The 11,848-nt window shown below is 65.8% G+C and carries 8 protein-coding genes; 4 read left to right on the top strand and 4 right to left on the bottom strand.

Annotation, left to right across the window (positions count from 1 at the left end; translation table 11 throughout):
- Positions 1–317 precede the first annotated feature (317 nt).
- The gene (locus RBB42_RS02270) at positions 318–1,394 is read left to right on the top strand and encodes a Hint domain-containing protein (RefSeq protein WP_305970153.1); all 1,077 of its coding nucleotides are present in this window, start codon (positions 318–320) and stop codon (positions 1,392–1,394) included.
- Between the two features lie 78 nt (positions 1,395–1,472).
- On the opposite strand, the gene RBB42_RS02265 is transcribed toward RBB42_RS02270, so the two are convergent.
- Positions 1,473–1,970, bottom strand: coding sequence for an SH3 domain-containing protein (locus tag RBB42_RS02265; RefSeq protein WP_305970122.1), 498 nt, complete (start codon positions 1,968–1,970; stop codon positions 1,473–1,475).
- Between the two features lie 108 nt (positions 1,971–2,078).
- Between RBB42_RS02265 and RBB42_RS02260 the strand changes: the two genes are divergently transcribed.
- Positions 2,079–3,065, top strand: coding sequence for a 2-hydroxyacid dehydrogenase (locus tag RBB42_RS02260; RefSeq protein WP_305970123.1), 987 nt, complete (start codon positions 2,079–2,081; stop codon positions 3,063–3,065).
- 282 nt (positions 3,066–3,347) lie between these two features.
- Entirely contained in the window at positions 3,348–5,135 is a 1,788-nt protein-coding gene (ggt, locus tag RBB42_RS02255; RefSeq protein ID WP_305970124.1) for a gamma-glutamyltransferase, read from the top strand.
- Between the two features lie 6 nt (positions 5,136–5,141).
- Here ggt and RBB42_RS02250 read toward each other — a convergent pair whose 3' ends face one another.
- From RBB42_RS02250 to RBB42_RS02240, 3 genes are all read right to left on the bottom strand, one after another.
- Positions 5,142–6,110, bottom strand: coding sequence for a GGDEF domain-containing protein (locus RBB42_RS02250; RefSeq protein WP_305970125.1), 969 nt, complete (start codon positions 6,108–6,110; stop codon positions 5,142–5,144).
- A 70-nt stretch (positions 6,111–6,180) separates the two neighbouring features.
- Entirely contained in the window at positions 6,181–6,690 is a 510-nt protein-coding gene (locus tag RBB42_RS02245; RefSeq protein ID WP_305970126.1) for a methanogen output domain 1-containing protein, read from the bottom strand.
- 158 nt (positions 6,691–6,848) lie between these two features.
- Positions 6,849–8,417 (bottom strand): 2-isopropylmalate synthase, encoded by a 1,569-nt coding sequence (locus RBB42_RS02240; RefSeq protein ID WP_305970127.1) that lies wholly within the window; start codon positions 8,415–8,417, stop codon positions 6,849–6,851.
- Positions 8,418–8,846: 429 nt separating this feature from the next.
- Here RBB42_RS02240 and RBB42_RS02235 point away from each other — a divergent pair, with 429 nt between their 5' ends.
- Positions 8,847–11,801 carry a calcium-binding protein gene (locus RBB42_RS02235; RefSeq protein ID WP_305970128.1) on the top strand — a complete coding sequence of 985 codons (2,955 nt, stop codon included), beginning with the start codon at positions 8,847–8,849 and terminating at the stop codon, positions 11,799–11,801.
- The last annotated feature ends 47 nt before the right edge of the window (positions 11,802–11,848 follow it).

The raw sequence follows: 11,848 nt of genomic DNA, 5'->3' as shown, positions 1-11,848 counted from the left end.
GCACAAGCGAAACTGGCCGACCTGCGCAACATCTATGCCCCCGCCGACGCCGAGGCCGCCGGCTTCACCGGCTACGAAAGCATCGGGCGCGCCGGTTACGGCGGCTGAGCCACCGGATTGATCCTGAAACGCCGTCCCACCTATTGGGGCGGCGGCTTCATACACGTCTTGGTTGTCTTGTGGCCGGGACTTGTTGCCTGTTGACCACAGGCGCGGGGCCAAGGCGCTTGGCATGGCCCCGCTGACGTTGCGCATGGCTTTGCCTAACCCGGTACGTCGCCTACTCTTTTCAAAAAATGACAAGAGGCAGAGCAGGCATGGGAACGGGCTATCGTGGCACGTTTGTCATCTCTTGGGCGCAAACGGAAATCGACGGGGTGCAGGACGCGCCCGAACCGGCATTGCAGGTCGGGGCCGCCTGGTCCTGGTCCGGAGAGCCGGTCCGGGTGGACGGTCCGGCCTCGGTTCTTCCGCTGGGCAAGAGGGCGGACCAAGGCGAAGACATCAGACCCCGCGCGGCGCGCATGGTGCGCAGGCTGGTGGGTGCAGCCCTGGCAGAGGACGCCCCCCGCGGGGATGACCCGAGCGGGTCGGGGCAAGACCTGCCCGGCGACGACTCGACCTTTGTCGTCACCGATGGTCGCAAGGGCTATCCCGTGACGCTGATCCCGGTGGGGCCCCATGTGCCGCCTTTGCTGATGTGCCTCGATGAGCTGCCGCCCGCCGGTGTCGATCTGTGGGTGGTGCATCATGTCCGGTCGGCGCAGAGGCTGGCCGCCCCGGCAGACCCGGGTGGCGTGATCTGTTTCACGCCCAGGACACGCATCCTGACACCGCGCGGGCCGGTTCCGGTCGGCCTTCTGCGCGAAGGCGACCTGGTGCAGACCAAGGACAGCGGCGCCCAGCCGATCTGCTGGATCGGCAGCCGCCGGATGACGGGTGCCCGTCTTTTTGCCATGCCTGCCTTGCGCCCGATCCGGCTGCGCGCCGGCGCGCTGGGATTGGATCAGCCCAACAGCGATGTGCTCGTGTCACCGGATCACCGCATGGTGGTGCGCGGTGCGCCCGCGCAGGCGTTGTTCAACACGCCCGAGGTGCTGGTGACGGCGCGCGACCTTGTCGATGGCAAGGGCGTGGTGCAGGACAGCACGGTCAAGGAAGTGACCTATGTGCACCTGCTTCTGCCTCGGCACGAGGTGCTGTTTGCCGATGGGGTCGAAACAGAGAGCTTCCATCCGGCGAACACCGCGCTCAGTTCTCTGGATGACGAGGATCGCAAGCGATTGCTGCGGACCCTGCCGGGCGTGGCCTCGAACCCGCTGGGCTATGGCGCCTATGCGCGGCGCAACCTGTCGGCGTCCGAGGCGGCGATCCTGTTGCACGAGGCGGCCTGAGAAGGCCGCGCGTCCCATTCCCGGGCTTGGCCCGGGACCTCGTGCCAGTCGAGGTGCCGGCAGGCCGGCGTTGCGCGGTCACTCGCGGATTTCGTCCAGTCCCACACCCCAGAGCGCGGTCTTGTCGACCCAACCGCGATAGCCGTCAGCGGTCAGGCGGCACCAGTCCGGTCCGCAATCGCCCAGCCGTGCGATCACTCCCAGTTCCAGCCGCGCCACCACCACGCTGTCGGGGTCGGGCCGCCGATGGAGGCTCAGCATGTCCTCTTCCACGATCACCGTGCGCGCGCCGGACAGCAGTGAATAATGCACCCAGCCGCCGGCCCCGTCGCGGTCGCGGACCCGGCGCCAGTGGCCGTGTTCGGCGGTGATCTCCAGCGGCATGCCGCGTCGCTTGTAGACCCAGTCGATCCGATGCGTCAGCGAGGGCCCCCGGCGGACGTTGCCCTCCGAGGCCTTGAGCGAGACGAAACGTGGCAGCGGCAGGTTCGTCACCGGCCCACGGTCCTGCCCGGCCGGTCCGGGACCCGCCAGCAACAGCAGCGCCACCGCCGCGGCGATCGCTTGTTTGAACATGGTTTTCAAGTCCTGCTCAGTTTTTCCGGCGGGGTTCTTGTGCCCCGTCCTTTCCTGTCGCAGTCTACCGCCCGTGGGACCCGCAGGGGAAGTTTGGGGAGAGGCTGCATGCCATCAAAACGTCTGAGTGTTGTCGTGACGCGACGCTTGCCCGAAGTGGTCGAGACGCGGCTCACCGAGCTGTTCGACGCGAAACTGCGTGCCGATGACACGCCGATGACCCGTGGAGAGCTGATCGACGCGGTGCAGGAGGCCGATGTTCTGGTGCCCACGCTGACCGACCGCATTGACGCCGGGCTGATTGGCCAAGCGGGAGAACGGCTAAAGCTGATCGCCAATTTCGGTGCGGGATTCGATCATATCGACGTTTCAACCGCGCGCTCGCGCGGGATCCTCGTGTCGAACACGCCGGGCGTGGTGACCGAGGACACCGCCGACATGGTCATGGCGCTGATGCTGGGTGTGACCCGGCGCATCCAGGAAGGCCTGGCCGTCATGCAGGGCGGTGAATGGGCCGGCTGGGCGCCCACAGCGCTGCTGGGCCAGCGCCTGGGCGGGCGCCGGCTGGGCATCCTCGGCATGGGCCGGATCGGGCAGGCGGTCGCGCGCCGCGCGGCGGCCTTCGGGATGCAGGTGCATTACCACAACCGCCACCGCCTGCGCCCCGAGATCGAAGAGTCGCTGGAGGCCACCTATTGGGAAAGCCTCGACCAGATGGTCGCGCGCATGGACATGATCAGCGTCAACTGTCCCTCGACCCCCAGCACCTATCACCTGCTGAACGCGCGCCGCCTGCAGTTGATGAAACCCAGTGCGGTGATCGTGAACACCTCGCGCGGGGAGGTGATCGACGAAAACGCGCTGACCCGGATGCTCAAGGCGGGGCAACTGGCCGGTGCGGGGCTGGACGTCTACGAACACGGGATCCAGGGCAACCCCGAACTGCGCAACATGCCCAACGTGATGATGCTGCCGCACATGGGGTCGGCCACCGAAGAGGGGCGGATCGAGATGGGTGAAAAGGTCATCATCAACATCAAGACCTTCGACGATGGCCACCGCCCGCCGGACCAGGTCGTGCCTGCGATGCTGTGAGCGGGTCGCCGGCCCATTCTTTCGCGCATTCCGCATCGGCGTTGCCGAGACAGGGCGCAAGATGCGGGCCTACCCGGCCGAGGCCGAAGATCACCGCCAAGCAGGGGGCCGCGAAATGCAAGGTCTCGCTGAAGCCGGACGACGCAGACCATATCTGGGATCGTGCCCCTGACGACGTCCGTCAAGAAGGACCAGGACCGCCAACGCGCACATCGGGTCTATCCCCGACTCGCTTCTGCTGATTGACTGTCAGTCACCAGACGCAACCAGGGAGTGTGTAAGATGAGGATTGCGCAGATAGCCACGCTGTTGATGCTGACGGCGGGCGCGGGGCTGGCACAGCAAAGCACGGATACCATCGCCCCCGAGGCGGCCACTGTGGATGGCGGCGGCTTTGCCGCGCTATCGCCCGAGGTCGCCGCGGCGCTGGAGGCCAAGGCGGCCGGTCAACCGGTCAAGGCACAGACATGGATGGTGGCGGCGGCCAATCCGCATGCGGTGCAGGCCGGGGCCGAGGTGCTCCGGGCCGGTGGCACGGCGGCGGATGCCATGATCGCCGTGCAAACCGTGCTGGGCTTGGTCGAACCGCAAAGTTCAGGCATCGGCGGTGGGGCCTTTCTGGTCTGGCACGATGGCGAAACGGGCGAGATCACCACGCTGGACGGGCGCGAAACCGCGCCTTTTGCCGCCACACCGACCCTGTTCCAGACCGACGACGGCGAGCCGATGGGGTTCTGGGACGCGGTGATCGGGGGACGCTCTGTCGGTGTGCCGGGCACGCCCGCGCTGATGCAGGCGGCGCATGAGAAATGGGGCAAATCCGACTGGGCCGGCCTGTTCGATGCAGCCACGCGGCTGGCGGACGAGGGGTTTGAGGTCTCTCCCCGTCTCAGCCAGTTGGTGCTGGCCAACGTCCCCGCGCTGACCCGGTATGAACCGTCCGCCAACTATTTTCTGCCGGACGGGATGCCGCCCGTGGCCGGGACCGTGCTGAAGAACCCGGAGTATGCCAATGTCATGCGCCGGATGGCCAGCGAAGGCGCGCAGGTGATCTACCAGGGTGAGATCGCGCAGGACATCGTCGACACGGTGCGCGGGTTCGAGCCCAATCCCGGTGTCATGAGCCTGGCCGACCTCGCCGCCTACGAGGTCAAGGAGCGCCCGGCGGTCTGTGCGCCGTTCCGGGGGCTTGAGGTCTGCGGTATGGGTCCGCCCTCTTCCGGCGCGCTGACCGTTGGGCAGATCCTTGGGATGCTGGATGCCTCCGAGCCCGGGGCGGCAGATGATCCGCAGACCTGGCGCAAAATCGGCGACGCCTCGCGGCTCGCCTTTGCGGATCGTGGCCGGTACATGGCCGACAGCGATTTTGTCCCGATGCCGACCGATGGTCTGGTCGATCCGGCCTACCTGTCCGAGCGCGCGCGCCTGCTGGAAGGCGAGGATGCCCTGCCGGAGGTGGCGCCGGGGATGCCGGCGTGGGACCATGCGATGCTCTGGGCCGATGACGAGAGCATCGAGTTCCCCTCGACCTCGCATATCTCGATCGTCGACCAGTACGGAAATGCGCTGTCGATGACGACGACCATCGAGAACGGCTTTGGCTCGCGCCTGATGACCAATGGGTTCCTGTTGAACAATGAGCTGACGGATTTCTCCTTCCGCTCGCACCAGGACGGGGTGCCGATCGCGAACGCGGTGGCGCCGGGCAAGCGGCCCCGGTCGTCGATGTCACCGACCATCGTGCGCGAAGAGGGCAAGCCGGTGCTGGTGATCGGCTCTCCCGGCGGGTCGCGGATCATCGGCTATGTCACGCAGGCGATCATCGCGCATGTGGACTGGGGCATGGACGTGCAGCAGGCGGTGGCCATGCCGCACGGCGTCAACCGCTTCGGCACCTTCGACCTGGAGGCGGGGACGCCGATGGCCGAAATGGCGGCGGCCCTGGCAGAGATGGGGTTCAATACCGATGTGCGTGACCTGAATTCCGGCCTTCATGCCATCGCCATCGGGGCGGACGGTCTGCAGGGCGGCGCCGATCCGCGCCGCGAGGGCATCGCGCTGGGTGAGTGACGCCGCTCAGCCGGACAGGCGCAGACAAGTCCCCCGTCGGCGGGTCTTGTCTGCGTACATGCGCGCATCCGCCCTTTTCAGCAGCATGTCCACGTCGGTGCCGTCATCCGGGGCCGTGGCCCGGCCAAAGGCGGCATTGATTCCGGGCAGGACGATATCCGTTCCGCCCGGTCGTTCCAATGTCATCGGCCGGGACAATGCGGCGCGCAGGTCGTTGACACAGGTCAGTATGGTCCTCTGGCTGGTGTCCGGGTGCCAAATTCCGAACTCATCGCCCCCCAGGCGGGCAGCGTTGCCGTCGTTGCCCAGGGTTTCGCGCAGGCGTCGGGCAACCCGGCTAAGCACCTCGTCGCCGGCGCAATGGCCGTACTGGTCGTTGATCGGCTTGAAGCCGTTCAAGTCGATGTAGATCAGCCCGACGGTGCCTTGTGGCTTGGCCAGCAGCCGTTGCCCCTCTTCACGGAAACTGCGGGCGTTCATCAGGCCGGTCAGAGGGTCGGTCATGGCAAGGCTGGACAGTCGGCGCGCCGTATGACGTAGCCTGTCGCGCTCCTCTTCCGTCTGGCTCAACCGGCGGCGGGTGTTGTCCTGCTTGCGTTCGAGAGAGGTGAGGCGTGCGGCAAAGAGGTTGGACGGGTCGGATTTCAGCATCACCAGAGGGTGTTCCGAGCCGGGCAGCGGGTCGATCCGCCAAGCCTGGAAGGTCATCGGCTCCTCGGTGAAGGTCAGGCGAAGCGGAATGCCACGCGAAATGGAAATCGCCTGTTTCAACCCCCTTGTCATGGTCTCGGCGCCTTCGCGGGCAAGGCTGGTCAGGTGCAGGCCGACCGTCAGCCCGGGCAGATCGCGCGCCTGGCGATTGGCCAGCAGGACGGTCCACTCATGGTCCAGCAACATCATCGCGCGCGGGGCGCGCTCGATCGCTTGGCCGATGGCCCCCAGGGCCGCATCCAGCACGGCGTCGGTCACTATCATTCCTGTGTCAGGCTCCGGGACTGGGAACAGCCCTGATCCCGGTCCCGGTTGTTTGCGTGCACAAGACCCTTCATGCGAAAAACTCGAACAAGTCCGCGTCCTCGTTTCGGACGAGGTGAACCGTGACGTGACAGCGGGAATGCCCTATCGACAGGGCCTCGTCGATCTCGACCGAGGCATAGCCATTTGCCTCGGCGGCGATGCGTCCAAAGACGTTGGTTGTCATCATGCAAAGCGAGGGCCTGCCCTCGACCCGCCGACCAAAGGGGCAACTGGAGGCGGTGAACACCAGCTTGTCGGGCCCCGCCTCGATCAGTTCGAAATGCCCGCCGATCTTTTGCTTGAGATCACAGAGGATGCGGCCGATTTCGGCCGGTTCGGCAGGCAGTGCACCGTCGTCATCGCGGTAGCGGTCGGCGATGCTGCGGCCCATGTCATCCCCGACGCGCGCCACGAAGGCCGAAGCCTCGTCCATGCCCACGACTTCCTGCAGGGTACCGGACAGGGCGCCAACGATATCCGCGAAGAATCCCTTGGGGTTCAGGTCGTCAATGTCGGGCTTTGGGGGCGTCGGGGCCATCGGGGCCTCCAGAAAACGGGTAAACTCGGTTAACAAAACATCAAAATGGTTAAAATGCTGTAAAGACCTGATCCGGGATCACACGCATTCGGCCCCGCGATTTCGCGCTTTCCGAGGGGCTCCGCCAGCGGGGACGCCGGCGGAGCCGAAGGACGCGGTCAGCCCATTTCCTTGTAGGAGATTTCACGCGTGTCCGCGCCCGGTCCCATCTTGGACCGGCGCACCATGAGCCGGTTCAGGGCCTGGATATAGGCGCGTACCGAGGCGACGACCGTATCGGTATCCGCCGACTGGCCGGTGGCGATGATGCCGTCCTCTTCAAGCCGCACGGAAACGGTGGCCTGCGCGTCGGTGCCCTCGGTCACGGCGTGCACCTGGTAGAGCTGCAGCTGCGCCTTGTTCGGGTGCAGTTCCCGCACAGCCTTGAAACAGGCATCCACGGGGCCGTCTCCATGACAGGTCGCGCTCTGGTCCTCGCCGTCGACCTCCATCTCCAGCTGGGCCTCGGCCGGTCCGCCGGTGCCGCAGACCACGCGCAGGTTCACCAGCTCAAGACGGTTCGAATCGCCGTCCGTGGTCGCGGTGACAAGGGCCAGGATGTCGTCGTCAAAGACCTCTTTCTTGCGGTCGGCAAGATCCTTGAACCGCACGAAGATGTCCTTGAGCTGGTTGTCCCCGACCTCGACCCCAAGATCATTGAGTTTCGCCCGCAGCGCCGCGCGGCCCGAGTGCTTGCCGAGCGGCAAGGAGGTGCCCGCGATACCCACGTCTTCGGGGCGCATGATCTCGAAGGTCTCGGCGTTCTTCAGCATCCCGTCCTGGTGGATGCCGCTTTCGTGCGCGAAGGCATTCTTGCCGACGATGGCCTTGTTGAACTGCACCGGAAAGCCCGAGACGGTCGAGACACGGCGCGAGATATGCATGATCTTCTTGGTGTCGATCCCGGTGTGGTAGGGCATGATATCGCCCCGCACCTTGAGCGCCATGACCACCTCCTCGAGCGCGGTGTTGCCCGCGCGTTCGCCAAGGCCGTTTATGGTACATTCGATCTGACGCGCGCCACCGGCAACGGCGGCAAGGGCGTTTGCCGTCGCCATGCCAAGGTCGTTGTGGCAATGGGTGGCAAAGACCACCTCGTCCCCGCCGGGCACGGTCTCGATCAGCTTGCGGATCAGGTCCGCGCTTTCGACCGGCGCGGTATAGCCCACCGTATCGGGGATGTTGATCGTGGTGGCGCCGGCCTTGATGGCAATCTCGACCACGCGGCAGAGGTAATCCCATTCCGTCCGGGTCGCGTCCATCGGCGACCACTGGACGTTGTCGCAGAGGTTGCGCGCATGGGTCACGGTTTCATGGATGCGTTCGGCCATCTCGTCCATCGTGAGATTGGGAATGGCGCGGTGCAGCGGCGAGGTGCCGATGAAGGTGTGGATGCGCGGACGCTCGGATTTCTTGACCGCCTCCCAGCAGCGGTCGATGTCGGGCAGCTGCGCGCGGGCAAGCCCGCAGATCACCGACTGTTTCGAACGTTCGGCGATTTCGGAAACGGCGCGGAAATCGCCCTCGGAGGCGATCGGGAACCCGGCCTCGATGATGTCGACGCCCATGTCGTCGAGCAGCTCTGCGATCTCGAGCTTTTCGGCATGGGTCATGGTGGCGCCGGGCGATTGTTCGCCGTCGCGGAGGGTGGTGTCGAAGATGACAACGCGGTCTTTGTCGGTGCTCATGGTCTGTCCTCAGCTATGCGGGCGGAACGCGGGGGCGTCCCGGAATGTCTTGGGGGATTGACCTGCCGGCACGCGCGCGGGCTCCGCGAAAGCGGAGGGATGACGGCCCCGGTACTGGCCTGATGTGTCTGTCATCGGAAAGATCCCAACTCGTGTGCGTGCAGGTCCCGGCGCGTCACACATCTCCTCTGAGCACGCGCGCCGAGGGGGCCACGCTCAGAGGCGAGTTAGCAGTAGACCGCCGCCAAGCGCAAAGACCGCCGAAAGGCGGGTCTGGCGGGCGTTATGGCGGGTCTCGGTCATGGCGGCCACTATACGGAGCAAATTCCAAATGAAAACCCATGATTTGACCTGATTTCCGGGACCGGCCCGTTTCGTACGCTTTGTCCCGGATGCGGTTTGAGGCATAGTCGCGGCAGGCAGGAAAACATGAGGCAGACCAACATGCGCAAATGGCTGAGGGCGCTCGCGCTGGCTTTGATTCCGGCGCTTTGTGCAACCATCACGGTGGCGGAACGGGACGAGGCGCGCGTCTACGTCTTTGGCAATTCGCTGGTGCATCACCTCAGCGAAACGTCGGACCATACCAACGTTCCCCACTGGATGAACCAGATGGCCAAGGCCGATGGCCGGTCGCTGGCATTGGACGGGCAATGGGGGTTCCTTAGGAACTTTGCAGACGGCTTGCCGCCGACGGCGAACTGGTCCTTTCCGGGGTTGCAGGGGGCCTGGTCGCCGGAACAGGGGCTGTTCCGCGACGGGCGCTACGACGCGGTGATCGTGACGCCCGCGAACTTCATCCAGTACCAGTTGCCCGACGTGCCCTACGACGGCGACAATCCGGACCGCGAAAGCCCGCTGGGCGCCTTGCAGCGGATCTTTGACTGGGTCGAGGTCAACAGCCCGGACACGCGGCTGTTTGTCTACGAGGGCTGGTCGGACATGGCCAGTTTCTCGCGCAGCTTTCCGCCGTCGAACCGGCAGTTGCGCCGCTACCATGCCTTCAACGCGGGCGAATACCACCAGTGGTATCGCGACCTGCTGAACGTGATGTCCGTCACCCGCCCCGACACGCAGGTCGAGGTGATCCCGGTGGCCTCTGTCCTGGCCGGGTTCTTTCAGCGGGGCGGCCTCTTGGAGGGGCTGCCGGCAGAGGCGCTTTATACCGATAATGCTCCGCACGGGACGCCGACGCTCTACATGCTGGCGGCGATGGTCACTTATGCCTGGGTCTATGACGCGCCGCCGCCGGACGTATTTTCGCCACCTGCGGTGCTGCACCCGGATGTCGTGGCCAATTACGCCCAGCTGGCCGAGGCGATCTGGGAACAGGTGCCGCAGCGCGAGGCCGCGACCCCCGCTCCCGCCGATCCGCCGGTCGAAGAGGCCCGCGCACCGGATCTGCCCGAGCGCCAGCCGATCTCGCTGCCGCCGCGCGGGGTCAGGCCGCAGGGCGCCCCCGCGCTGGGGCTGGGCCTGAACGGCATATCCGACTGGTCGACGCAGCATCCCTTTCTGGACCTGATGAAATCCTCGCGCGGCTGGGTCGGCAACATCGGCGACCAATGGGGCGCCGTAAGCACCGAAGAGCTGCGCGCCGGTGGCCATCTGGACGAAGACGACTGGCCTCTGCGGGTGCCCGAGGGTGTCGATGCCATCGAGACGGTGATCCTGACGAACCAGCCCAAGGCTGCCGGGTCCCTGCGCGGCGACTATGTCCTGACCTATGACGGCAAGGCCAAGTTCAAGCTGGTCGGCCGGGCCCGGCGTGTCCGCACCGAGCCGGGCCGCATGACCTTCAGCTATGAACCGGGCGAGGGCCTGGTGGCGCTGTCGATCACCGAGATCGATCCCGCCGACCCGATCCGCAATATCGTCATCCTGCGAGAAGAGCACGAGGCGTTGTACCGCGCCGGGGCGCTGTTCAACCCGGATTTCCTGGCCCGGGTCGAGGACGTGCGCGTGTTGCGCTTCATGGACTGGATGATCACCAACGGCTCTCCGGTGACCGGCTGGGAGACGCGGCCGACGATGACCACCGCCAGCTGGTCGGAATGGGGTGTGCCAGTCGAGGTCATGGTGCGGCTGGCCAACGTGATCGGGGCCGATCCCTGGTTCAACATGCCCCATCTGGCCGATGACGATTACGTCCGCCGCTTTGCCGAGGTGGTGAAGCGTGACCTTGACCCGCGGCTGAGGGCCTACGTCGAGCTGTCCAACGAGGTCTGGAACCCGGGTTTCCCGCAGGCGGCCTGGGCGCGCGGGCAGGCAGAGACGCTCTGGGGCGCGACGGACCAGGGATGGGCGCAATTCTACGGGCTGCGTGCGGCGCAGGTGATGGACATCTGGTCGGATGTCTACGCCGATCAGTCCGACAGCCTTGTGCGCGTGGTGGCGACGCACACAGGTTGGCCCGGTCTGGAAAAGGAGATCCTGCAGGCGCCTCTGGCCTTTCTGCGACTGGGGCACATGCCGGTCAACAGTTTCGATGCCTACGCGGTGACCGGCTATTTCGGCTACGAGATGGGTGGCGAGGAAATGGCGCAGCGCATGGACGGCTGGCTGGATGCTGCCGCCGAACTTGCCCGGGACGCGGGTGAGGCCGAGGGCCTGCAACGGGTTGCGCTGCGGGAATTTATCAAGGACCGGAGGTTCGAGGCCGCCATCGCCCCCGTGGCCGAGGCGCTGGAGAAAGGCTCGCTGCGGCAATTGGTCGAGGAGATCTTTCCCTATCACGCCGGGGTGGCCCGCAAGAACGGCCTGCGCCTGATCATGTACGAGGGCGGCACGCATCTTGTCGGGCACGGCGCGCGGGTCAACGACGAACGGCTGACCGCCTTCTTCGAGACCTTCAGCTATACCCCGGAAATGGCCCGCCTGTACGAGATCCTGTTGGCGGGTTGGGTCGATGCGGGCGGGGTGCTGTTCAACGCTTTCGTGGATGTCGCCCCCTCGTCCATGTGGGGCAACTGGGGCGGGTTGCGCCACCTCGAGGACGAGAACCCGCGCTGGGACATGCTGATGGCCTACAATGCTTCCGGCCCTAACAGCTGGGAGGCCAGGGACGAGGCTGCCTTTCTGAATGGCATAAGAGTGCTGGGCGGAGAGGGCCGGATCGAGGGCACCGCGCAAGAAGACTACCTGACCGCCGGGCCGGGGGATGATGTGCTGGTCTCGGGCGGCGGCGCGGACGTGCTGAACGGCGGATCGGGGCAGGATCGTGCGGTCCTGCCCGGAACGCGTGACAGCTATGAATTTACACGGGAAAACGGCATCGTCCATGCTCGTGCCGACAGCGGCCTGCTGCGCATGGTGGGGATCGAGGAAGTGGTCTTTGACGCGGCTCCCGAGGCCGCGATTTCCGTGGCGGACCTGCTCCCCTGACGTTGTCTGCCTGCCCCGAGACCGCCAAATCGACTTTGGCGTACCCC

The sequence above is a fragment of the Mameliella sp. MMSF_3455 genome (assembly GCF_030733205.1).
Classification (GTDB): domain Bacteria; phylum Pseudomonadota; class Alphaproteobacteria; order Rhodobacterales; family Rhodobacteraceae; genus Antarctobacter.
This window is presented reverse-complemented; position numbering and strand designations above follow the sequence as displayed.